This window comes from Providencia sp. PROV129 (genome assembly GCF_028482245.1).
In the GTDB taxonomy this organism is placed as follows: Bacteria; Pseudomonadota; Gammaproteobacteria; order Enterobacterales; family Enterobacteriaceae; genus Providencia; species Providencia vermicola.
Genome location: NZ_JAMPQD010000016.1, coordinates 145,318 through 169,073 on the forward strand (window position 1 = coordinate 145,318; position 23,756 = coordinate 169,073).

Annotated in this window: 19 protein-coding genes; 11 read left to right on the plus strand and 8 right to left on the minus strand. The window is 41.7% G+C overall.

Going from position 1 to position 23,756, the window contains the following annotated elements:
- Positions 1-84: 84 nt before the first annotated feature.
- From mnmE to rpmH, 5 genes are all read right to left on the minus strand, one after another.
- Positions 85-1,449: a tRNA uridine-5-carboxymethylaminomethyl(34) synthesis GTPase MnmE gene (gene mnmE, locus PSF27_RS12590; protein ID WP_225820440.1), complete on the minus strand. Its 1,365-nt coding sequence runs from the start codon at positions 1,447-1,449 to the stop codon at positions 85-87.
- A 115-nt stretch (positions 1,450-1,564) separates the two neighbouring features.
- Positions 1,565-3,214, minus strand: coding sequence for a membrane protein insertase YidC (yidC, locus tag PSF27_RS12595; RefSeq protein WP_206085629.1), 1,650 nt, complete (start codon positions 3,212-3,214; stop codon positions 1,565-1,567).
- A gap of 2 nt (positions 3,215-3,216) precedes the next feature.
- Positions 3,217-3,477: a membrane protein insertion efficiency factor YidD gene (yidD, locus tag PSF27_RS12600; RefSeq protein WP_036959180.1), complete on the minus strand. Its 261-nt coding sequence runs from the start codon at positions 3,475-3,477 to the stop codon at positions 3,217-3,219.
- Positions 3,441-3,800, minus strand: coding sequence for a ribonuclease P protein component (gene rnpA / locus PSF27_RS12605; protein ID WP_004906229.1), 360 nt, complete (start codon positions 3,798-3,800; stop codon positions 3,441-3,443). Before rnpA ends, yidD begins: the two co-directional genes overlap by 37 nt.
- A 21-nt stretch (positions 3,801-3,821) precedes the next feature.
- Positions 3,822-3,965, minus strand: a complete 144-nt coding sequence (gene rpmH / locus PSF27_RS12610) for a 50S ribosomal protein L34 (protein WP_004906236.1) — start codon at positions 3,963-3,965, stop codon at positions 3,822-3,824.
- 759 nt (positions 3,966-4,724) lie between these two features.
- Between rpmH and dnaA the strand changes: the two genes are divergently transcribed.
- The 7 genes from dnaA (at position 4,725) to PSF27_RS12645 (ending at position 16,196) form a co-directional block, all read left to right on the plus strand.
- Positions 4,725-6,116 carry a chromosomal replication initiator protein DnaA gene (gene dnaA, locus PSF27_RS12615; protein WP_206085627.1) on the plus strand — a complete coding sequence of 464 codons (1,392 nt, stop codon included), beginning with the start codon at positions 4,725-4,727 and terminating at the stop codon, positions 6,114-6,116.
- A gap of 5 nt (positions 6,117-6,121) precedes the next feature.
- Complete coding sequence (gene dnaN, locus PSF27_RS12620; protein ID WP_206085625.1) at positions 6,122-7,222, plus strand: DNA polymerase III subunit beta; 1,101 nt, start codon at positions 6,122-6,124, stop codon at positions 7,220-7,222.
- Positions 7,223-7,231: 9 nt separating this feature from the next.
- Positions 7,232-8,326, plus strand: a complete 1,095-nt coding sequence (gene recF, locus PSF27_RS12625) for a DNA replication/repair protein RecF (RefSeq protein ID WP_206085623.1) — start codon at positions 7,232-7,234, stop codon at positions 8,324-8,326.
- Positions 8,327-8,344: 18 nt separating this feature from the next.
- Positions 8,345-10,759 carry a DNA topoisomerase (ATP-hydrolyzing) subunit B gene (gene gyrB, locus PSF27_RS12630; RefSeq protein ID WP_272681582.1) on the plus strand — a complete coding sequence of 805 codons (2,415 nt, stop codon included), beginning with the start codon at positions 8,345-8,347 and terminating at the stop codon, positions 10,757-10,759.
- A gap of 299 nt (positions 10,760-11,058) precedes the next feature.
- The gene (locus tag PSF27_RS12635; RefSeq protein ID WP_272681583.1) at positions 11,059-13,956 is read left to right on the plus strand and encodes an autotransporter domain-containing protein; all 2,898 of its coding nucleotides are present in this window, start codon (positions 11,059-11,061) and stop codon (positions 13,954-13,956) included.
- A gap of 243 nt (positions 13,957-14,199) precedes the next feature.
- On the plus strand, positions 14,200-15,780 hold the full coding sequence (locus tag PSF27_RS12640) for a phosphoethanolamine transferase (RefSeq protein ID WP_272681584.1): 1,581 nt from the start codon (positions 14,200-14,202) through the stop codon (positions 15,778-15,780).
- A gap of 68 nt (positions 15,781-15,848) precedes the next feature.
- Positions 15,849-16,196, plus strand: coding sequence for a DUF1622 domain-containing protein (locus PSF27_RS12645; protein ID WP_272681585.1), 348 nt, complete (start codon positions 15,849-15,851; stop codon positions 16,194-16,196).
- Between the two features lie 78 nt (positions 16,197-16,274).
- Here PSF27_RS12645 and asd read toward each other — a convergent pair whose 3' ends face one another.
- From asd to PSF27_RS12660, 3 genes are all read right to left on the minus strand, one after another.
- Positions 16,275-17,381 (minus strand): aspartate-semialdehyde dehydrogenase, encoded by a 1,107-nt coding sequence (gene asd, locus PSF27_RS12650; protein WP_004906258.1) that lies wholly within the window; start codon positions 17,379-17,381, stop codon positions 16,275-16,277.
- A 317-nt stretch (positions 17,382-17,698) separates the two neighbouring features.
- Positions 17,699-17,839, minus strand: coding sequence for a type B 50S ribosomal protein L36 (gene ykgO / locus PSF27_RS12655; protein ID WP_206085604.1), 141 nt, complete (start codon positions 17,837-17,839; stop codon positions 17,699-17,701).
- Between the two features lie 2 nt (positions 17,840-17,841).
- Positions 17,842-18,102 carry a type B 50S ribosomal protein L31 gene (locus PSF27_RS12660; protein ID WP_206085597.1) on the minus strand — a complete coding sequence of 87 codons (261 nt, stop codon included), beginning with the start codon at positions 18,100-18,102 and terminating at the stop codon, positions 17,842-17,844.
- 186 nt (positions 18,103-18,288) lie between these two features.
- Between PSF27_RS12660 and PSF27_RS12665 the strand changes: the two genes are divergently transcribed.
- From PSF27_RS12665 to PSF27_RS12680, 4 genes are all read left to right on the plus strand, one after another.
- Positions 18,289-19,407 (plus strand): SGNH/GDSL hydrolase family protein, encoded by a 1,119-nt coding sequence (locus PSF27_RS12665; RefSeq protein WP_272681586.1) that lies wholly within the window; start codon positions 18,289-18,291, stop codon positions 19,405-19,407.
- A gap of 196 nt (positions 19,408-19,603) precedes the next feature.
- Positions 19,604-20,515 carry an N-acetylglucosamine kinase gene (gene nagK, locus PSF27_RS12670; protein ID WP_206085582.1) on the plus strand — a complete coding sequence of 304 codons (912 nt, stop codon included), beginning with the start codon at positions 19,604-19,606 and terminating at the stop codon, positions 20,513-20,515.
- 314 nt (positions 20,516-20,829) lie between these two features.
- Positions 20,830-21,465, plus strand: coding sequence for an OB-fold-containig protein (locus PSF27_RS12675; protein ID WP_272539762.1), 636 nt, complete (start codon positions 20,830-20,832; stop codon positions 21,463-21,465).
- A 76-nt stretch (positions 21,466-21,541) separates the two neighbouring features.
- On the plus strand, positions 21,542-23,743 hold the full coding sequence (locus tag PSF27_RS12680) for a flotillin family protein (RefSeq protein ID WP_225820451.1): 2,202 nt from the start codon (positions 21,542-21,544) through the stop codon (positions 23,741-23,743).
- Positions 23,744-23,756 lie beyond the last annotated feature (13 nt).

Consider the following 23,756-nt stretch of genomic DNA (forward strand, 5'->3'; position numbering starts at 1 on the left):
CTTATATGTAATGCGTTGCTCAGCTGTTTTTAGGTCAGGTATCAGCACGAATTCAATAATCGGCTGATACCCTCTCAGATTTTACTATTTTCCAATACAAAAACTGGAGAAAATACGGCCTAATAAATCATCAGAGGTAAATTCACCTGTAATTTCACTCAGTTCTTGCTGAGCCAAACGCAGCTCTTCGGCCAGTAATTCACCGGAGCGAGCATTCACTAACTGGTCATATCCCTGTTCTAGGTGAACGGCCGCTGCATTCAGTGCTTGTAAATGGCGGCTACGAGCAAGGAACCCACCTTCGGTATTACTGTTAAAGCCAATGGCCTCTTTCAGATGATCGCGCAGCAAATCGATACCTTTTTCTTCACGAGCAGACAAACGAATCAATGGGTAACGCGTATCATCGATAAACTCAACAGGTTCCCCCGTCATATCTGCTTTATTGCGGATCACCGTAACAGGCAGTTCAGCTGGTAATCGTGCCATAAATTCAGGCCAAATTTCTTGTGGTTCCGTGGCATTGGTTGTGGTGCTATCCACCATAAACAACACATGGTCAGCTTGTTCAATCTCTTTCCATGCGCGCTCGATACCAATACGCTCAACTTCATCACTGGCTTCGCGCAGACCTGCGGTATCAATGATATGCAGTGGCATCCCATCAATATGAATATGTTCACGCAGTACATCACGCGTGGTCCCCGCAATATCGGTTACAATTGCGGCTTCACGACCTGCTAATGCATTAAGCAAACTGGACTTCCCTGCATTTGGACGCCCAGCAATAACCACTTTCATTCCTTCACGCAACAAACTGCCTTGGCGAGCTTGGGAACGAACCTGCTCTAAATCCGCCACAACTTCATTAAGTTTGGCTTCAATTTTACCGTCAGAAAGGAAATCAATTTCTTCATCAGGGAAATCAATCGCGGCTTCCACATAGATGCGTAAGTGAGTGAGTGCTTCCACCAATTGGTGGATATGGGAAGAAAATGCGCCTTGTAATGAATTCATTGCTGAACGTGCCGCTTGCTCAGAACTGGCGTCAATTAAGTCGGCGATCGCTTCGGCTTGGGCTAAATCGAGCTTATCATTTAAAAATGCGCGCTCAGAAAACTCTCCAGGATTTGCGATACGAATACCATCGATAGCTAGAATTCTTCTCAGTAATAGGTCAAGGATGACCGGGCCACCATGCCCTTGTAGCTCAAGAACATCTTCCCCTGTAAAGGAGTTGGGGCCAGGAAAATAAATCGCAATACCTTGATCAAGAACAGCGCCTTCCACATCACGAAAAGGGAGATAATCCGCATAACGCGGCTTAGGAAGTTTCCCCAATACGGTTTCAGCAACCAGTGCCGCCTTCGGGCCTGATACACGTAAAATACCGACACCACCACGACCGGGAGGTGTTGCCTGTGCGATGATAGTATCGTTAATCAGCATGATGTTTCTCTGTCTTTGACTTTTTGAAAAGAATAAGGCGACCTTATCTGGTCGCCTTAATACTACTATAGAATCCCGCTTTGTGAAGCCATTCTCATCTTACTGAGAACCGAGATTATTTTTTCTCTTTTTTATCGCGACTATGCAGACCACGTTTTTCCAAGCCACGGTAAATCACTTGTTGCTGGATGATGGTTACTAAGTTACTCACGATATAATACAGTACCAGACCTGATGGGAACCACAGGAAGAAGATAGTGAACACGACTGGCATGTACGTCATAATCTTCTGCTGCATTGGGTCAGTGACTGCTGTTGGTGACATTTTCTGGATAACAAACATCGTCACACCCATCAATACTGGCAGGATGTAGTACGGGTCTTGTGCAGACAAGTCTTGGATCCAACCGAAGAACGGCGCATGACGCAGTTCAACAGAACCCATCAACATATAGTAAAGTGCAAGGAAAATAGGCATTTGGATAAGCAGCGGTAAACAACCACCCAGTGGGTTTACTTTTTCTGCTTTATACATCGCCATCATTTCTTGGCTCATACGCTGTTTATCATCACCAATACGCTCACGCATTGCCGCCAGTTTTGGTTGCAGTAAACGCATTTTCGCCATGGAGGTGTACTGCGCTTTAGTCAGCGGATACATGATACCACGAACGATAAAGGTGATAACGATGATGGCAATACCCCAGTTACCCACGAAACCGTGAATAAATTTCAGCAATTTAAACAATGGCTGAGAGATAAACCATAACCAACCGTAATCAACAGTTAAGTCTAAGTGTGGTGCAACTGCTGCCATCTCAGACTGAATTTCTGGGCCAACCCATAACGTTGATGAATAAGTACCTGCGCCATTTGCGGCAATCGTCATTGGTTCACTCTTATAACCAATGATGGCAGATTTTTTATCAAGGTCGATGGTGTAGAACGTGCTTTTCTCTGCGCTTGCAGGGATCCAAGCTGTCGCAAAGTATTGTTGCAACATCGCAACCCAACCGCCTTTCGTTGTCAGGCTCAGGTTTTTATCTTCGATGTCTCCAAAGCTATATTTTTTATAGTTGTTTTCATCGGAAGAATACGCCGCACCGCGGTATGTGTGCAGAGCAAAGTTGCTGCTCCCTGTATCACGTTCTTTTGGTAATTCGATAGTTTGTTTTAACTGACCGAAAAACGCCAACGTTAGCGGCTGTGCTGTAGGGTTTTGGATGCTGTATTCAACTTCAACCGTATATTGACCGCGTTTTACAATGTACGTTTTTTGGTAAACAACGCCGTTGTTATCCGTAAATGACATTGGTACACGTAATACGTCTTGGCCGTTCGCTAATGTGAAAGTTGCAGAATCTGCCGAGTATAGCGGACGTTCACCGTTATTATTTGCTGGGTTGTCTGGGCCATGAGGGCCAATCAAACCACTTTGTGCCTGGTAGACAAAGCCTGGGTTAGTTTCCAGTAAACGGAAAGGGTCTTCCGAATGAAGGGTCGCAGGATAGGCTAACAGGTCAGCCTCATCGATATCACCACCACGAGTATTGATGCGAATATCCAGTACATCCGTTTTAACGGTGATGAGCTTACCTTGCCCACTGCTAGTTACTGCTTGGGCATCACTGCTTGGCATATCCGCTTGTTGCGAAGTTTGAACAGTTTTAACGTCCTGAGCAACTTTATCGCTCTCCCAGGCCTGCCAAACTAAGAACGACACGAACAACAAAGCGATGAGTAGAAGATTGCGTTGCGAATCCATCGTTATAATTCTCTATTATCATCAGTTTTTCTGGGTGGGACAGGATCATCTCCACCAGCGTGTAAAGGGTGGCATTTTAATACGCGTTTCGCCGTTAACCAACTCCCTTTTAGCATACCAAACCTGCGCAATGCCTCAATTCCGTAATTTGAACAAGTAGGATTGAAGCGACAACGAGGCCCTAACAACGGGCTAATCGCCAGTTGGTAGCCTCTGATCAGCATGATCAGGATTTTTGAGCCAAGCGACGGTGACGACGCCATAACTTATCCAATGCTTCCGTGATCTGTTGATTGTCGAGATTGGCAACCCCTTTCCTTACCAATACCACAAAGTCCATTGAAGGCAACTCGTGTTGATGCAGACGAAAGTATTCACGCGCTAATCGCTTAATACGATTTCGCTCATGAGCTCGTTTAACATTTTTTTTGGCGATGGTAAGACCGATGCGGGGATGCCCCAGCTCGTTTAGGCGACCAAGGATTGTTATCTCTGGGGAACTCGCCCTCTGCGGCTGCTTAAAGACATTATCGAAATGCCTGGGAGTTAACAAGCGTAACTCCCGGGTAAAAGCGAGCGTAACCACTGGAATAGAGGGCTAGCTTTATTACTTAGATGAAACGGTCAGACGAGCGCGGCCTTTAGCACGACGGCGAGCCAGGACCTGACGACCATTTTTAGTGGCCATACGAGCACGGAAACCGTGTGAACGGTTGCGCTTCAGTACGGACGGTTGAAAAGTGCGTTTCATAACGATTTCTACCTAACTTTAAAATTTATTACTGATTCAGTAAACGCGTTGGCAACCAGTGGAAACTGATTTACACCTGTGCCTCTATCGCAACAATATAGAAAGAGGCAGGATTGTAATAAAACATAGGGGGTCACGTCAATAAAATGACGCAATCAAACCACTTTTATTTATAGCCTGGCTGACCGGTTTGCCGACATATGCTGTGACAGTCAACTCATGATTCTATTTTCATACTGACTGACAACCTGCTTTTCGTCTGTATTCAAGTCTAACGTTAACGCGAGAACAGAACGCAGAACCCAACAAGTATACCTCAGTTTCGTGTAAAAACCACATCAGCACTGTGCACAGGGAGGAAGATTATACGGACTCCACCCTAAAGCGCAAGGATCTTCCCGCGATCTAAAAATATTTTTTGATCTTAAGGAATATTTTCACTAAATCGTCTAGAGTTATCCCCAGCCATGTGGAAAAACGAACAAAAATTCAAGTAGCCCAGCTAACTTCTTCCTTATAGGCGATGCCTTATCACATTTACCTGTGGATAAAAAGCATAAAAACTGTGTAAAAGAATGAAGATCTCTGGTGAATTTTGCGGTATGATCGCAGGTCTATTCTGATCCACAGATCAGCAATATGCGGTGAGTTAAAGTTAATCTAAAACCACTCTGAGTCGTTTTAAAAATGGCTCTTAGAAAATTCTGTGTTTAAATCCGTACTTCTTTGTTCCATTGACCTTGTTTAGGGGAGCCCAACGTGTCACTTTCGCTTTGGCAGCAATGTCTTGCCCGATTGCAGGATGAACTACCTGCCACAGAATTCAGTATGTGGATACGCCCCCTTCAAGCTGAATTAAACGATAATACATTGGCACTTTATGCCCCAAATCGTTTCGTTCTCGACTGGGTTAGGGATAAATACATCAATAATATCAATGAATTATTGAATGATTTTTGTGGTTCTGACGCACCTGCACTACACTTTGAAGTAGGCAATAAACCGATTACCGTCGCGCCGGCAGCCCCCCAAGCACGCACCATTCATGAAGTGCCTGCTTTTGCCGTACCGTCAGCCCCCGTTAAACCGAGTTGGGACAACTCAGCCAAAGTACAACCTGATGTCGCTTATCGTTCTAATGTGAATCCTAAGCATACATTTGATAACTTTGTTGAAGGTAAATCGAACCAATTGGCTCGCGCAGCAGCGAGGCAAGTGGCTGAAAATCCAGGTGGCGCCTATAATCCATTATTCCTTTATGGTGGAACAGGTTTAGGTAAAACCCACTTATTACATGCTGTAGGTAACAGCATCATGCAGCATAAGGCCAATGCACGTGTCGTTTACATGCACTCTGAACGTTTTGTTCAAGATATGGTCAAAGCTTTACAGAACAACGCGATTGAAGAATTCAAGCGCTATTACCGTTCTGTCGATGCTTTATTAATTGATGATATTCAATTTTTTGCCAATAAAGAGCGCTCACAGGAAGAATTTTTCCATACGTTTAACGCATTACTTGAAGGCAATCAGCAAATTATTTTAACATCCGACCGCTATCCGAAAGAAATCAACGGGGTGGAAGATCGCTTAAAATCACGCTTTGGTTGGGGCTTAACCGTCGCTATTGAACCACCTGAACTGGAAACGCGTGTGGCGATCTTAATGAAAAAAGCAGATGAAAATGAAATCCAACTTCCAGGTGAAGTGGCCTTTTTCATTGCAAAACGTCTGCGTTCGAACGTCCGTGAATTGGAAGGCGCGTTAAATCGTGTGATTGCCAACGCAAACTTTACTGGCCGCGCGATTACTATCGATTTTGTCAGAGAAGCACTGCGTGACCTATTAGCACTACAAGAAAAGCTGGTAACTATTGATAATATTCAGAAAACAGTTGCTGAGTATTATAAAATTAAAGTAGCAGATTTACTTTCAAAACGCCGTTCTCGTTCTGTCGCACGTCCGCGTCAGATGGCAATGGCACTAGCGAAAGAGCTAACTAACCATAGTTTACCTGAAATCGGGGATGCCTTTGGCGGCCGTGACCATACCACGGTGTTACACGCTTGTCGTAAAATTGAACAGTTACGAGAAGAAAGCCATGACATCAAAGAAGATTTTTCTAATTTAATCAGAACATTATCATCTTAATTGCTATGAAATTTATAATAGAACGCGAGCAGTTATTAAAACCGTTACAACAGGTTAGTGGTCCTTTAGGTGGGCGTCCAACTCTGCCTATTTTAGGTAACCTTTTATTACAGGTAAAAGAAGGCACCCTCCAACTCACTGGAACCGACCTTGAAATGGAGATGATGGCCAATGTCACCCTAACTGGGGAACATGAAGTTGGCGCAACAACGGTGCCCGCACGCAAATTTTTCGATATTTGGCGTGGATTACCTGAGGGTTCTGAAATTCATGTAGAGCTCAATGATGACAGACTGCTCGTCCGTTCTGGTCGTAGCCGCTTCTCATTATCGACGCTGCCTGCGGCTGATTTTCCAAACTTGGATGATTGGCAAAGCGAGGTTGAGTTTTCTCTTCCGCAATCAATACTGAAACGTTTAATTGAAGCGACTCAGTTTTCAATGGCGCACCAAGATGTCCGTTATTACCTCAACGGCATGTTATTTGAAACTGAAGACCAAATGCTCAGAACCGTTTCAACCGATGGCCACCGTTTGGCTGTTTGCGCGATGGATATTGGGCAATCACTGCCATCCCACTCTGTCATTGTTCCACGTAAAGGCGTGATTGAGTTAATGCGTTTATTAGATGGTGGCGATGCACCTCTGCAATTACAAATTGGCAGCAATAATATTCGAGCCCATGTTGGCGATTTTATTTTCACCTCTAAATTGGTGGATGGTCGTTTCCCTGATTACCGCCGCGTATTACCGAAAAACCCAGACAAAACATTAGAAGCGCGTTGTGATTTACTTAAACAAGCGTTTTCTCGCGCGGCAATTTTATCAAATGAAAAATTCCGCGGTGTCCGTCTGTATTTTAGCGAAAACCAATTGCGCATCACGGCAAATAACCCAGAGCAAGAGGAAGCCGAAGAAATCGTTGACGTGAGCTATCAAGGCACTGAAATGGAAATCGGCTTTAACGTCAGTTACATTTTAGATGTCCTTAACGCACTGAAAAGTGAAAATGTACAGCTGCTGCTAACTGATGCAACTTCTAGCGTACAAATTGAAGATGCCGACAGCAAAGCCGCTGTTTATGTCGTCATGCCAATGCGTTTGTAATCGGTATTTATGATCCTTTCGCGTTTATTGATCCGCGATTTTCGAAATATAGAAAATGCGGATCTCTCCTTAGCCAATGGGTTTAATTTTCTCATTGGCCCAAATGGGAGCGGTAAAACCAGTATATTGGAAGCAATATACACCTTAGGCCATGGCCGTGCATTTCGCAGCATTCAAGCGAACCGCGTTATACGCCATGAGCAAGAACAATTTATTCTTCATGGTAAACTTAGCCACTTAGATGAAACGCGTAACGACCTTTCATTAGGCTTAAGCAAAAACCGCGAAGGTGACAGTAAAGTCCGAATTGACGGAACAGATGGCCATAAAATAGCTGAATTAGCAAAATTATTGCCAATGCAGTTAATTACCCCTGAAGGTTTTACCTTACTCAATGGTGGCCCTAAATATCGACGCGCTTTCATTGATTGGGGCTGTTTTCACAATGACCCACTGTTTTTCTCTGTTTGGTCAGATTTAAAACGGTTATTAAAGCAGCGAAATGCCGCTTTACGGCAAGTCACTCGTTATGAGCAAATTCGCCATTGGGATGCTCAGCTAGCACCGCTTTCAGAGCAGATAAGCCAATGGCGCCAAGACTATATTTCTGGCATCGCTGAAAATATAGAGCAGACTTGCCAACAGTTTTTACCCGAATTTTCATTATCCGTTTCCTTCCAACGCGGCTGGGATAAAGAAATTGATTATTCAGAACAACTAGAACGCCAATTTGAGCGTGATAGAGCACTAACCTATACCGCTTCAGGGCCACATAAAGCGGACTTGCGTATCAGAGCCAATGGTACACCCGTTGAAGATATGCTATCACGGGGACAGCTCAAGCTGTTGATGTGTGCACTTAGGTTAGCGCAGGGTGAGTTTTTCACCCGTCAGAGCGGGCAGCAATGCCTGTATCTGCTGGATGATTTTGCCTCCGAACTCGATGCGGGTCGCCGTCAATTATTGGCAGCTCGCCTCAAAGCTACGCAAGCACAGGTGTTTGTCAGTGCCATTACACCCGAGCAAGTTAATGATATGATAGATGCAAATAGCAAGATGTTTAGCGTAGAACATGGCAAAATAGAAGTTCAACCTCAGAAATAGAAAGAGCAGGAAACGTTGATGTCGAATACATATGACTCCTCAAGTATCAAGGTATTAAAAGGACTGGATGCGGTGCGTAAGCGCCCGGGCATGTATATCGGTGATACAGACGATGGAACAGGTCTTCATCACATGGTTTTCGAGGTTGTCGACAATGCTATCGACGAAGCCCTCGCAGGCTTTTGTGACGATATCGTTATCACTATCCATGCCGATAACTCTATCTCCGTACAGGATGATGGACGTGGTATCCCAACGGGTATCCACGAAGAAGAAGGTGTCTCTGCCGCAGAAGTCATCATGACCGTTCTGCACGCAGGGGGTAAATTCGATGATAACTCCTATAAAGTTTCCGGCGGATTGCACGGTGTCGGGGTATCGGTTGTTAACGCCTTATCTGAAAAATTAGAATTAGTTATCAAACGTGATGGCAAAGTTCACGAACAAATCTACAAACACGGTGAGCCACAAGGCCCTCTGTCCGTTGTTGGTGAAACTGACCAAACAGGAACACGCGTCCGCTTTTGGCCAAGCATGGACACCTTTAAAGGTGTCACTGAGTTCGAATATGATGTATTAGCGAAGCGTTTACGTGAGTTGTCCTTCTTAAACTCAGGCGTTTCTATCAAACTCATTGATAAGCGTGATGGAAAAGAAGACCATTTCCATTATGAAGGTGGTATCAAAGCGTTTGTTGAGTATTTAAGCCGTAACAAAACCCCAATTCACCCATCCGTATTCTATTTTTCTACAGAAAAAGACGGTATTGGCGTTGAAGTTTCAATGCAGTGGAATGATGGTTTCCAAGAAAACGTATACTGCTTTACCAACAACATTCCTCAGCGTGATGGCGGTACTCACCTCGCTGGTTTCCGTGCAGCAATGACCCGTACATTGAATAACTACATGGAAAAAGAAGGTTATCAGAAGAAAAGCAAAGTCAACGCAACAGGTGACGATGCCCGTGAAGGTCTGATTGCTGTTATTTCTGTGAAAGTGCCTGATCCTAAATTCTCATCACAGACCAAAGAAAAATTGGTATCTTCCGAAGTGAAAACTGCGGTTGAAACGATGATGAACGAGAAACTGGTCGAATATTTACTGGAAAACCCAAATGACGCCAAAATTGTCGTTGGGAAAATTATTGATGCCGCACGCGCACGTGAAGCAGCACGTAAAGCTCGTGAAATGACTCGTCGTAAAGGCGCATTAGATTTAGCAGGCTTACCGGGTAAACTGGCTGACTGCCAAGAACGCGACCCTGCATTATCCGAACTGTACCTTGTGGAAGGGGACTCTGCGGGCGGCTCTGCAAAACAGGGGCGTAACCGTAAAAACCAGGCCATCCTACCTCTGAAAGGTAAAATTCTTAACGTTGAAAAAGCGCGTTTTGATAAAATGCTTTCTTCTCAGGAAGTTGCAACCCTGATTACCGCATTAGGTTGTGGTATCGGTCGCGATGAATATAACCCAGACAAACTGCGTTATCACAGCATTATTATCATGACAGATGCCGACGTCGATGGTTCGCACATTCGTACGTTACTGTTGACCTTCTTCTACCGTCAAATGCCTGAGATTGTTGAGCGCGGCCATATCTTTATTGCTCAACCACCACTGTATAAAGTGAAACGTGGTAAACAAGAACAGTACATTAAAGATGACGATGCAATGGACGATTACCTAATTTCTATCGCCCTTGATGGTGCTGAGCTGCATTTAAGTGCTGAAGCACCCGCCATGAAAGGTGAAGAACTTGAGAAACTGGTTGTCGAATATAATGCAGCTCACCGCATTATCCGTCGTCTTGAGCGTCTTTACCCGCAAGCACTGCTTAACAGCTTGGTCTATCAGTCAACACTCACCGAAGATGACTTAAAAGACAGCGCAAAAGTCGAAGAATGGGCTGCTACGTTAGTTAAACGCTTAGAAGATAACGAACAATTTGGTAGCACCTACAGCTACACAATTACCGAAAATCGTGAGCGCCAGCTATTCGAACCCACTATTCGTATCCGTACCCATGGTGTTGATACCGACTACAATTTAGACTTCGATTTTGTTCACGGCAGCGAATACCGTCGTATCACGCACTTAGGTGACTTAATCAGTGGCTTAATTGAAGAAGGCGCTTATATCCAGCGTGGCGAACGCCGCCAAGATATCAGTAATTTCGAAGAAGCACTGGCTTGGTTGACTCGTGAATCCCGTCGTGGCCTATACGTACAGCGCTATAAAGGCCTTGGTGAAATGAACCCAGAACAACTTTGGGAAACCACCATGAACCCAGAAACCCGCCGTATGATGCGTGTAACGGTGAAAGATGCAATCGCAACTGACCTACTATTCACCACGTTAATGGGTGATGCCGTAGAGCCACGTCGTGCATTTATCGAAGAAAACGCCTTAAAAGCAGCCAATATCGATATCTAATTATTCTGTTGGTTGAATAAAATTCAATAACCCCATACGAAAGTCTGGGGTTATTTTTTATGAAAAATTTTTATAACGATTATCTTATTTCCACGATTTAATTAAATTTATAATAAAAGAATAAAAAAATAACTCCCATCAATAAGAAGCAATTTTACTCACAAGAAAATAATTAAAAATAAAACTTAACACTTTAATTAGTATGACTTTTTTATTCCAAATAACTGTCATAAAAAATAAATATATTATCAATAAACTCCGCCAAATGAAAAATCACTAGTAGCATTAGCGGGGTTACAATGAGAAAATTTTTTATTTCAGCGTCACTAACTTTATTACCATTCATATTCACGAATACTCTAACAGCAAAAACTCATGTTTTAGAATTAGAGGAAAATATTATTGATATCAGAAGTACATGGCTTGAGGATATTAAAAACAATGTTATTAATAGCACACCTAAAGAAGGCAGTGCAGTTGCTGAGCAAGATAGGCTTATTAGTCGTGAATACACCAGTATCACTGGGGAAAGAAAGAAATTAGCGCTCGCAGATAAATCCCAAGACTCGGGTTATTTATTTAACAGTTATCAAACCATACTGTTTGGTGAACATGATATTAATATAAGAGACCATAAACAATATCAAGAAATCAATTTATTACATAATACAAGTACCCGTGCTTATGACGAAAAAAAACAACGTACACGGTCGATTGATTTTATTCTTAAAGACCACTTTAAACGCGGTCGCCCTTACCAAGTCTTGGATGACGATGGTCATTATATTGCTGAATATTCGAAAATACAGGGCTCATCTTACCCAAGTGGCCATACGTGGAATGGTTTCAAACAAGCCGCAGTATTAGCGATGATTTTTCCCGAAAAAGGCAGCGAAATGTTCAACCGAGCAATTGAATATGGTGAAAGCCGCGTGATTGTTGGCGCACACTTTGCCACCGATACTATCGCTTCTCGTGTCGGTAATTATTATTTATTATCACAACTACTGTCTGATGAAAAAAACACCAAATTCATTGTTGAATCCGCAAAAAATATCCGTAAAGATATTTCATCATCATGTCCAAATAACCAAAAAAACTGCTTAACAGTATCTAGCCCTATCACCAATGAGCATATCGGCTATTATGGAAAAGAAAACACCCAAAATACGGCTAATATCGAGCCTAAAAATATCCCTAAAACTGCCAGTTATTTACTTCGATTACGTTTCCCTTACCTAAATAATAAACAATGGAATAATATTTTAGCCAGCACGGCATACCCAAGCCATTCAATTGCTGGGTGGAATATCAAAGAAAATGATCCCAATACTTATTGGGGGTTAATTAACTTACCTGCTGCTTATCAAGGCCCCGCTTATTTATATGAAAACTTGGTTGTTAATCAAGAAACTAATGATTTGGATATCGCTAATTTTGGCGAGTTAGATGAATGGAAAAATAATATTCAAGGCGTTGGAAAATTAATTAAAAATGGCCATGGAACCCTCATATTATCCGGCAACAATACTTTTGCAGGTCTCACCGTCAATCAAGGCCACTTAGTGTTAGCAGGCGAAAATAAATATTTGCAAAAATCCCATATTAATGGCGGCAAAGTGACCCTTAAAAAAAACTTAGACTCCGCAATTGATATTAATAAAGGAACCTTGGATCTCGAAGGGGGGCAGGTCGGAGCCCCAGTTAATATTCATCATCAGGGTTTACTGACGGGCAACGGTAGCATTCAACAATTAACCGCCAACCAAGGCGCTGCAGTTGCTCCAGGTCATTCTATTGGTACAATTAACATTGTTGATTCAATAACTTTTGCGCCTGATAGCCACTATTTGGTGGAAATCACCCCTGAAGGTAATAACGATAAAATCATTAGCCAAGGCAGCGCTTCATTAAAAGGCGGTATCGTCACCGTCTCATTTGAAAACCAAAACGAGCCTCTCTCTAAGCTCGATATTAACCGCTTGTTTGGTACTCAATATACGATCCTTAGCGCTCAAAATGGGGTTAATGGCCAATTCGATACCGTTTTACCTAATTATCAGTTTATTGGAACCACGCTGAATTACGCCCCGAAAGAGGTCACACTTAAAATAGGGCGTAATAATACCCCATTTTCCAGTGCGGCTACCACGCCAAATCAAAAAGCTGCCGCTAACGCTATTGATAGGCTTCCGATAAGCCACCCTCTGTATGAACAAACGTTAAAAAGTCGCTCAAAGCAGGAGGCTCAAACCCTATTTAGTGATGTAACCAGGCAAATATATGCTGACGTATTATCAAACCAATTAAATGATAGCCGTCAAATTAAAGAGGCCGTACTGCAACAAGCTCGCTTATCTGAATCATTAAATAGCGAAGACAAAGGTAATGTGTGGGTTAACATGTTATACGACTGGGATAAAACCACGGGTGATAGCAATGCGACAGGGTATAAATCATCAAGCTATGGTCTATTACTCGGTGCAAACCGACGTTTTATTAATGATAAAATGACATTCGGCATCGCCGCAGGTTTTAGCCAAAGTTCATTATCTAATCACCTAGACCAAGGTCACAGTAATAACTACCATGCCGCTATTTATGGTAGTGCAGTATGGCAACCGATCGCCGTTCGTTCAGGGCTTAGCCATACTTCACACCTCGTTCACACTGAACGCGCAATCAGTGATGGCACAAGTCACTCCGCGAATTATTATACCAATACCCACCAAGCGTTTATTGAAATGGCCTATCCGATTAACACCCGTTGGATGAACCTTGAACCATTCACCAACTTCACTTATATCAACACAACAAATTATGCTATCAATGAGCACATCAACAACACCTCTTTGCAAGCAGGTAAACAGTATATTGGCTCTCGTTTATCAACAGTCGGGTTGCGTCTTGATAACCAGTGGAAGATCGGTAACGAGTCAAATATCGGTCTACATGGTGAACTTAACTGGCAATATCAATATGGCAACTTGAATAGAGGGGTCAAATTGAATTTTTCTGATACGACGAGCGCATTTACGACACATAGTGCCCCAGCAGCACGCCATGGCGTCGCGTTAAAAGTCGGTACAAATATCAATATAAAAGAAAATACTAAGCTATCAATTAACTACAATAAATTTTTATCTGGGCATTATCACGATAACAATATTGATGCCAAAGTTGCGATCGCTTTTTAACCCTGTTTATTCTCCCCCGCTTATGGCGGGGGTTGTTCCACACTGCCAAGGCAGACACTCACCATGACTAAACATCACAAGATTTTACAGTTTTTTACGCCATGATTTTGATTATCTTATCTTTTTTTATGTTATAAACGAATAACAGCCAAAGTTAACTAAATGTTAATTTATAAACTTATGATTTTTAATTTATCCACATAACTTAAGGCAAGGCCAAAAACAGATAAAAAGAGCACCCTAATGCGCCAACTTATTATTCCAATTTATGCGTTATTGATATCTATCATTCCTATATTTTTCAGTGGGGATGTTAGCCTTATTGCAGACATTGCGATTGTGATTTCAGGTACCCTGATACTACTGCTTTGCGCTGGCGTCTATCGGTTTCTTCTTGGCAAGGTATTTACTGTTTTTGTTTCGCTCTTGTGGGCACTCAATTTATCCGTCTCATTCTTCTTTTATCAAAAACACGATATCCGCTTCTCTTCTTCTATCGCAGAAACCTTTATCAATACCAATAGCAGTGAGACGGTGGGAATGCTTTCCTACAATATTGGCTATGTAATTTTCTATCTATTTGTTTTTACTTTATATTTATCAAGTATTCATCTATATGCAAAATATATGAATCGCCGTACCGCCGCGATAAGCTTGGCACTCCTTTGCGGTTATCTACTAGCCATCCCAGCCTATTACGCATCACTGTTTAGTAAGCCTGATAGCGCATTATTAATCACTGAAAAATACTTACTGAATACACCGTTCTACAATGCCGCAGCGCTAGTCAAAAATTTATATGAAAACCGCGGGATCAAGAAAATATCGTCCCAGAAAGTTTCGTTTAATTATCAGAAAAAAAACTCTGAAACCCAAATCTATGTGCTTGTCATTGGGGAATCGCTACGTCGTGACCATATGAGTTTCTACGGCTATCAGTATGATACAACACCTAATTTGAATAATCGGAAACCCCAAATTTTTGCGTTTCAACAAGCCTATTCCCCTGCGCCTGTCACCATATTGTCGGTTCCTATTTCATTGTCTAACATCCGTTTTGAGCAGATGCAGGACAAATCACATTATGCAGACAATATTATTTCATTAGCGAATCACGCGGGTTTTAAAACGTATTGGATCAGCAATCAGGGCAAAACGAACAAACGTACCAGTATCATTTCTGCAATTGCTTCGATGTCACAACAGAAAGCTTGGAACGAATTTGTTGGCTATGATGAAGAACTGCAAGATGATTTCCGTAATGCTCTCAATGACCCAACCGATAAACAAAAGCTCATCGTTTTACATACCTATGGGAGCCATGAACCTGCTTGTAACCGGTTTCCTGAAGACGAGCTAAAAACATTTAGTGGCCAAGAAGATGACGATTGCTACGACAGTTCAATTGCTTATACCGATAAATTTATCGAAAACCTTATGCAGCAACTCGAAGGTAAACCTGCGACTTTGATGTACTATTCAGATCACGCATTGCAACGCTTAGACAGTGATAACACTATTCACTACCACCATGGTGTAAATAACCCAAGAAAAGAGGCCTATGAAATTCCCTTATTAATTTGGTACAGCCAAAGTGCTAGTAAGCCAACCGTAAATACAACACATTTACACGCCCCTTATTCCACAGCAAATAATTATTGGCTAATCAGTGATTGGCTTGGTATACAACAGCGCACGTCTCAAGCTTGCTTATCACCTCTGCGCGCATGTTACCAACCAAGCGATAATATTCAGGTAATTGACGGTAACCGAAATTTATTATCCATTAATCAATTACCAACAGAAACGGTCGACCCACAATAAAACTCGATATTTTGCCAATCTTTGCTCATAGTTAGCGCATTGAGTTTCATCTAAATATCGAGGCTTGTATGTTCGAATTAACTTTTTTACGTGAGTTATTAGGCTCTAGCGTTCATGTACTTCAATTACTGTTAGAAGCCATTTCTGTCATCTGTGTGATTATTGGTTTAATCAAAACATTAATTGTGTGGTTTCGCGTTAAAATAGCGCGTACCGCACGTTATTGCTTTGGTGATTGGTTAGCCACCGCATTAGAGTTTCAGTTAGCAGCGGATATTTTAGCTACCACCGTTGACCCTGATTTAGATAGCCTGATCAAATTAGGTATCATCGCCGTGATCAGGACGTTCCTAAACTATTTCTTAGCAAAAGAATTAGAACACCAGCCACAACAACATCCCCAAAAAATACAATAAATTACCAAGCCCTTTTAACGAAAAAAGCCTACACAATGTTCATGTGTAGGCTTGATAAAACACGGTATTAGTTTGTCATTACAGTAAGATTCTCAACATACGGCGCAGCGGTTCAGCGGCGCCCCATAGCAATTGGTCACCGACAGTAAAGGCAGATAAATACTCTGGGCCCATATTCAGTTTACGCAGGCGCCCTACTGGTGTGCTTAGTGTGCCTGTAACTGCTGCGGGTGTTAGCTCACGCATTGTAATTTCACGGTCATTCGGCACCACTTTCACCCAATCATTATGAGAAGCCAACAATTGTTCAACTTCATTTAATGGGACATCTTTTTTCAGTTTCAATGTGAAAGCTTGGCTGTGGCAACGTAGCGCACCAATACGTACACATAAACCATCAACTGGAATGATATTATTTCCTGTCGCAAGAATTTTGTTGGTTTCCGCTTGGCCTTTCCACTCTTCGCGGCTTTGGCCGTTTTCTAATGCTTTATCAATCCAAGGGATCAGGCTGCCTGCTAATGGCACACCGAAGGCATCTGTTGGCATTGTGCCACTACGGGTAAAGTCGGTGACTTTTTTCTCGATATCTAAAATTGCAGATGCAGGGTCTTGCAGCTCTTTTGCGACTTGCGTGTGTAATGACCCCATTTGAGCTAAAAGTTCACGCATATTACGAGCACCCGCACCCGATGCCGCTTGGTAAGTGGCAACAGATGCCCATTCAACCAAATTATTGGTGAATAAGCCGCCCAGAGACATCAACATCAAACTCACTGTACAGTTACCACCAACAAAGGTCTTAATGCCTTTATTTAAACCATCTTGGATGTGTTGGTTGTTCACTGGGTCAAGGATGATAATCGCATCGTCTTTCATACGTAATGAAGATGCTGCGTCAATCCAGTAGCCATTCCAGCCTGACTCACGAAGTTTAGGGTAAACTTCATTAGTATAATCACCGCCTTGGCAGCTAATGATGATATCCAATGCTTTTAAAGCATCAATATCAAAGGCATCCTGTAAAACACCACGATGACCACCGTAAACCGGTGCTTCAGCGCCATGTTGTGAGGTCGTAAAGAAAACAGGATGAATCGCATCAAAATCACGTTCTTCGACCATTCTCTGCATCAATACTGAGCCGACCATTCCTCGCCAGCCAACAAACCCTACATTTTTCATTTTTATTCACCCTGTTTGTTTAATTTTTACCAAGAAATTTCCAGTTCCAGCTCCATTGGCGTCAATGCGGCCATTTTTTAATCATTCATTCGGCATTCACGGAAGTTGAAGCTCGAAATTTTTCGGATGTATTAAACCTGACAAAATATGAACCGGTGTGCAAGTGAATTTCATCACTATTAGCAGGATGATTAGTAATAAAACTAATGGACGCAAAGAAAAAACAAAAAAAACCACGACAAGGAGTATGTGTTGTCGTGGTTAAGCTAAAAACAAAATGAGGCAATACAGGTAAATTTTTAAAGGAAAAGCAGGAACTAACGTTTTTTCTTGCAACCTTGCACCGCTTTAAAACGCGGATTGGCTTTACAAATCACATATACGCGCCCACGGCGGCGAACCACTTGGCAATCTGGGTGGCGCGTTTTTGCTGTTTTTAATGAACTCAACACTTTCACGTTTACTTATCCTCTGTTCGCAGAAAACGCCCAAAACGTTTCTGGAATTGCGCTGTTTTCCCTTCTTGGGAAATTAATTTTTGTTTTCCCGTGTAGAACGGATGTGATTGAGAAGAGACGTCCAACGTAACATACGGAAAAGTTTCGCCTTCAAATTCAATCGTTTTTTCTGTTTTAATCGTTGAACCCACTTTGAAATAGGCATCCGCACTGGTGTCATGGAAAACAACCGTGCGATATTGAGGATGGATCCCTTGTTTCATAATAACCACCTAAATGTAATGTTATAATATAACAATAACTCATTTAAAATAGTGGCGCAATGATTTTATTAATCAACCAATAAAAATTAAATTTGTCTTTGTTTTCCAGAGAATCTTTATTTGATATTTATCCTAATCATTAACAGCTAGATTAAGAAGTCATCTTACCTATGATAAGGAGCAAAAATGCCAATCAAATATTTACCATGTATACCATCTTGCATATCAATCGCTTACATAAAAAATAATTCCAATAAAAATAATGTCGTTGATGCTATTAAATCAATTCAGGTAGCTGACGATGTAGATGGATCACTTTTTGGTAAAAATACAGAAAAAAGAATACCAGGCCCATCTTTTCAGCTAACAAGAGAATACCTAAGCAAATTGAATGCAAAACAACAGACTCAATCCGTTAATGAACAAAACAGTAAAAATCCAGAGAACAAAGGAATTAACTATTTTGATAGAGTCATTGTTATTGGTGATAGCTTGTCTGATTCTGAAGGAAGAATGCACCGTAAATCTGGGGGGTTATTACCTCGTTCGAGGCAGTACTATGAAGGTAAATTTACAAATGGTAGTACATGGATTGAATTTTTAGTTAATCCAGTTTTTATGAAAAGTCACTCATTCCATAATGGAAAGGTAGAAAAATCAAAGGTCGAGCTGATTAATCGCTCAGAAGGAGGCTCACCTTGCGCATCATACTCATCTGATCCTAAATTCCTTTTTCTGTCCAATATGAAAAAACAGCAAAAAGGGCTTACATTTGATGAAAAAGATTTAAGTATCATCTTCTTTGGCGCTAATGATTACATGACTTACGGAAAATCTGATGTAGATAAAGTTATTAACTCTCACAAAAAGCATATCAAAAAAATGATTAATAACGGAGCTAAAAATATTCTCGTAATGGGGCTTCCTGATTTATCTGAACCCCCAGCGATAAAAACCACCTCCCCACAAACACAACGAAAAATACAAAACCTCAGCATAGAGCATAATAATAAACTTCAGACTCTAGTTAATATATTCAAATTAAACAAAAATATTAATATTAATTACTTCAATGTTAATAACGTAATGAAAAAAATAATTAATATTGTTGGTGATATAAACAAAAATTCACCAGGTGCATATAATATGAAAACGGCCTTTTCTGATGGTTATATTCGCCGTGATCGTCCACATCTAGAAGTTGATCCCCATTATATTTTTATCGATGACGTTCATCCTACACAGGAAGTTCATAACATTATTGCAATGGAATTGCATAATTTTATCTTAGAAAAGTACAAATAGGTAAATAACAAAGAATGATACTTTTTTTTCAATCGAAAACTAACAAATACCCGCTAGTCTCATGCGAGTATAAAAATAAATATCAAATCAATAATTCTTTCATTAAATAACTTTTGTATAATCAAGTTAATTAGCACTTTCATTTATTATTTATCATATAGATACATGATACATAAATAACTAAAGGATGATGAAAATGTATTACGGCTTTGACATGGGCGGAACCAAAATTGAGCTTGCAGTCTTTGATAATGAACTCAATCAAGTCTGGCAGAAACGTGTTCCGACACCTAAAAATGACTACCAAGCACTGCTGGATGCCTTTCTTGCACTCACCCAAGAAGCCGATGAAAAATTCAATTGCCAAGGGAAAATTGGCGTTGGCGTTCCTGGTATTGTTAATCATGCAGAGGGCACCGTATTTACCACTAACGTTCCCGCAGCGCAGTACAAGCCTCTGATTCATGACTTAACCAATGCGTTACAGCGCCCAGTAAAAGTGGAAAACGATGCCAATTGCTTTGCACTATCCGAAGCTTGGGATCCTGAATTTAAGCGTTATCCAACGGTGTTGGGCTTAATTTTGGGTACAGGTGTGGGGGGTGGCTTTGTCATTAATGGCAAAGTGTTGTCAGGAAAAAATGGGATTGCAGGCGAAATTGGCCACATGAACCTCAGTGTTCGCGCAGCAAAACTATTAGGGGATACCGTCCCTGAAGTAACCTGTGGCTGCGGACAAACAGCTTGTTTCGAGACTTACCTTTCAGGCCCTGGGTTTGAACGTATTTATACTGCATTTACAGGGGAAAAACGCTCTGCTATTGAAATTATTGAGCGATATCATCAGCAAAGCCCTGAAGCAATCGAACACGTTGAACGCTACATGTCTGTATTGGCGATGTTTATGGGGCAAGTCATTACTGTATTCGACCCCGATTTAGTCGTCTTTGGCGGCGGTTTATCGCAATTTGAAGAAATTTACCGGCGTTTGCCTGAAGTTCTACCTCAATATCTGTATGGAATTGCCACTTTACCTGCCATTGAAAAAGCCCGCTATGGTGATTCTGGCGGGGCACGCGGTGCTGCGTTCCTCAACTTAATCGACTAACTTTCCTTTCATACTCCTTGGTAATTATCTGCCAAGGAGTTCATTTACCTTTATTTTCAGATGATAATCATTATCATTCATTTACAAATGGTGCTAAAATAACCGAAGATCCATCGGTTTTATTATCATTGTCATTCTAAGAATAATTTCAGCAAATTATAAATAGAAAACAGCAAGATATTATTAAATTTGGGCGATAAAGACTTGTCTGATACAGCTTGTGGCTAAAAACGCTATTATTGCATTACATACAATAAGGTAATAAACAAAAACATCCGCCGTTACCCCTTAAACAACAATAAAGAGAAAGCCTTATGGGATTGTTTTTTCAGAATAGTTTGATGTTTCCCACCATTGTTTTTAGTGGATTACTCATTATTGTTTTATTTTACTGGTTATGTGCTGCATTTGGCTTACTCGATATTGATGTCTTTAATATCGATACTGAATTTGATGCAGGACTCGACGCTACGGGCTTTGCGGGCTGGCTCACTAAACTGGGCTTAGCGGGAATTCCAGTTACCATTATTCTAACCTTATTTACGCTATTTGGCTGGGTTATCAGTTACTTTTGCGTTTATGGCTTTATCCGTTTTATTGATTCAACCCTATTACGCTACCTTGTTGGCTTTGCCGTATTTGCCATCACACTGTTTATTTCCCTTCATCTCACTGCTTTATGTTTAAAACCTGTTCGTAAAAAACTCGTCAGCCTCAATAAACCCAAAACCGTACATCAGCTTATTGGTAAATTAGCAACTGTACGTTCAGGCTCTGTGAGTGAACAAAATGGGGAAGCGATGTTAGAAGATGGCGGTGCAGGGTTAATTTTACAGATACGCGCACCATCAATCGAGAATTTAAAGCGAGGCGATCGCGTCGTCATTATTAGCTATGATGCGCAGTCCCACAGTTACCAAGTCGTGACGGAAGATGAGTTCCGTCATTAGTTTTAACGATATAGACAATAAACCTTTGCTTGCCTATTTAAAATAACGACCTCGTCGGAACCTATGGAGAAGAAATATGGATTTGGCTGCATTAATGCCCTTTTTAACCATTATTGGCGGGATCATCGTCATTATTTTAGGCTTCTTTGGATTATTTAAAGCCTTCTATATCAAAGTCCCACAAGGTACAGCACTGATTGTGAATGACATGTCTTCACAGCCCAAAGTGCATTTCACAGGTGCGCTGGTCTATCCTGTTATCTACAAAAAAGAATTTATGCGCATTTCACTTCTAACATTAGAAGTGGATCGCCGTGGCAAAGACGGTTTAATTTGCCATGATAACTTGCGTGCGGATATCACTGTTGCTTTTTACTTACGCGTAAATGAAACCACTGAAGACGTATTGAAAGTAGCAAAAGCCATTGGGGTTGACCGCGCTTCTGACCATCAAGCCGTCAGCACCTTATTTAGTGCAAAATTCTCTGAAGCACTAAAAACAGTCGGTAAACAGTTTGATTTAGCGAAACTTTTTGAAGATCGCCAAAACTTCCGTGACCGCATCGTTGATGTGATTGGCAAAGACCTTAATGGTTATGCATTAGAAGACGTTGCCATCGACTACTTAGAGCAAACACCGAAATCTGCCCTTGATCCAAACAATATCTTTGACTCTGAAGGTATTCGTAAAATCACTGAAATTACCGCTATCCATAATATTGAAACGAACCAAAAAGAACGTGACCAAGAGTTAGCGATTCAAAAGAAAAATGTGGAAACACGCGAAGCCAGTTTAGCGCTAGAACGCCAACAAGCGGATGCGGAAGCACGTCAAAAACGTGAAATTGATAATATTCGTTCCCGCGAACAAGCTGAAACCTTGCGTGTTCAAGAAGAAGAACGCTTAAAATCGGAACAAGCACGTATACAAACTCAGCAAGAAATTGAGATTCGTGAAGAAAACCGAATGCGTGAAGTTGAAGTTGCTCAACAAAACCGCACCCGTGCCGTAGCCATTGAAGAAGAACGCGTTAGTCGCGCACGAGAGCTTGAAATCGTTGCCCGTGAACGTGAAGTTGAGCTACAACGCATTGAAAAAGAAAAAGCATTAGAAGAAGAACGCAAAAACATCTCGAATGTGATCCGTGAACGTGTTGCCGTTGAAAAAACTGTCGCACAGGAAGAGGAACGTATAAAAGAAGTCCGTGAAGTATCCGAAGCTGATCGTATGCGCCAAGTGACTGTGATCAATGCACAAGCTGAAGCTGAAGAGTTATTGGTTCGCCAAGTGAAAAGAGCCGAAGCCGATGAAGCGAGCGCTAAACACAAAGCGGAAGAAATCAGCACCATGGCACAAGCCGAATTAGAAGCCTCAGCCAAACAAGCAGAAGCGAAAAAACGCTTAGCAGAAGGAATTGAAGCTGAACACGCTGCATTAGGTTTAGCAGAAGCACGCGTTCGCCAAGCGACTGCCGAAGCAGAAGAAAAAGAAGGTTTAGTGCTTGCCAATATCACCGCCGAAAAACTGTTAGCTGAAGCACGCGGCTTAAAAGAAAAAGGTTTAACCGAAGCACAAGTCATGGAAGCCAAAGCGAAAGCAGAGCAACAACAAGGGCTTGCTGAAGCCAAAATCCTCGAAGAGAAATTAGCAGCGCAAGCGCGTGGTGAAGAACAACAAGCTAACGCAAAAGAAAAATTAGGTTTAGCGGATGCAAAAGTCCTTGAAGAGAAACTGGCAGCACAAGCTCGAGGTGAAGGCCAATTAGGTTCAGCACAGGCGGAAGTTATTCGCCAGCGCCTGAAAGCCGAAGCAGACGGCTTAACTGACAAATTCAAATCAATGGATCACCTCAGCGATACCGCACGTTCCCATGAAGAATTCCGTATGCGCCTTGAGAAAGAATTTGAACAAGCTATGGCTTCTATCGATGCCAACAAAGAAATCGCTCGTGAGCAAGCGGATGTCTTGGCTGCAGCGCTTAGCAAAACCAATATCGAAATTGTGGGCGGCGATGGCAACTTCTTCAACACCTTCTCTAAAGCACTTAGCTTAGGTAAGGCTGTCGATGGCTTTATGGATAAAAGTAGTTTTGCCAAAGAAAATGTGGAAAAGCTGATTAACCGCAGTAAAGAAGATAAAAAAATCGATATTGCCGCTTTACTGAAAAACCCTGAAGTTCAAGACCTAATCAATGGCTTTATGGCTGCAAAAGGGGCTGGACAATTAGCAAAAACCGTAACGGCAAAACCCGTTCCACCCGCTGATGACCAACTTTAGTTAATCAAAATCT

What these genes read in the sequence shown, in the direction of transcription:
- gyrB (WP_272681582.1), top strand. Translation starts at nt 8,345, where the DNA reads ATGTCGAATACATATGACTCCTCAAGTATCAAGGTATTAAAAGGACTG.
- recF (WP_206085623.1), top strand. Translation starts at nt 7,232, where the DNA reads ATGATCCTTTCGCGTTTATTGATCCGCGATTTTCGAAATATAGAAAAT.
- PSF27_RS12660 (WP_206085597.1), bottom strand. Translation starts at nt 18,102, where the DNA reads ATGAAACAAGGGATCCATCCTCAATATCGCACGGTTGTTTTCCATGAC.
- PSF27_RS12645 (WP_272681585.1), top strand. Translation starts at nt 15,849, where the DNA reads ATGTTCGAATTAACTTTTTTACGTGAGTTATTAGGCTCTAGCGTTCAT.
- PSF27_RS12665 (WP_272681586.1), top strand. Translation starts at nt 18,289, where the DNA reads ATGCCAATCAAATATTTACCATGTATACCATCTTGCATATCAATCGCT.
- dnaN (WP_206085625.1), top strand. Translation starts at nt 6,122, where the DNA reads ATGAAATTTATAATAGAACGCGAGCAGTTATTAAAACCGTTACAACAG.
- PSF27_RS12635 (WP_272681583.1), top strand. Translation starts at nt 11,059, where the DNA reads ATGAGAAAATTTTTTATTTCAGCGTCACTAACTTTATTACCATTCATA.
- asd (WP_004906258.1), bottom strand. Translation starts at nt 17,381, where the DNA reads ATGAAAAATGTAGGGTTTGTTGGCTGGCGAGGAATGGTCGGCTCAGTA.
- nagK (WP_206085582.1), top strand. Translation starts at nt 19,604, where the DNA reads ATGTATTACGGCTTTGACATGGGCGGAACCAAAATTGAGCTTGCAGTC.
- PSF27_RS12675 (WP_272539762.1), top strand. Translation starts at nt 20,830, where the DNA reads ATGGGATTGTTTTTTCAGAATAGTTTGATGTTTCCCACCATTGTTTTT.
- yidC (WP_206085629.1), bottom strand. Translation starts at nt 3,214, where the DNA reads ATGGATTCGCAACGCAATCTTCTACTCATCGCTTTGTTGTTCGTGTCG.
- PSF27_RS12680 (WP_225820451.1), top strand. Translation starts at nt 21,542, where the DNA reads ATGGATTTGGCTGCATTAATGCCCTTTTTAACCATTATTGGCGGGATC.
- yidD (WP_036959180.1), bottom strand. Translation starts at nt 3,477, where the DNA reads ATGGCGTCGTCACCGTCGCTTGGCTCAAAAATCCTGATCATGCTGATC.
- PSF27_RS12640 (WP_272681584.1), top strand. Translation starts at nt 14,200, where the DNA reads ATGCGCCAACTTATTATTCCAATTTATGCGTTATTGATATCTATCATT.
- rpmH (WP_004906236.1), bottom strand. Translation starts at nt 3,965, where the DNA reads ATGAAACGCACTTTTCAACCGTCCGTACTGAAGCGCAACCGTTCACAC.
- mnmE (WP_225820440.1), bottom strand. Translation starts at nt 1,449, where the DNA reads ATGCTGATTAACGATACTATCATCGCACAGGCAACACCTCCCGGTCGT.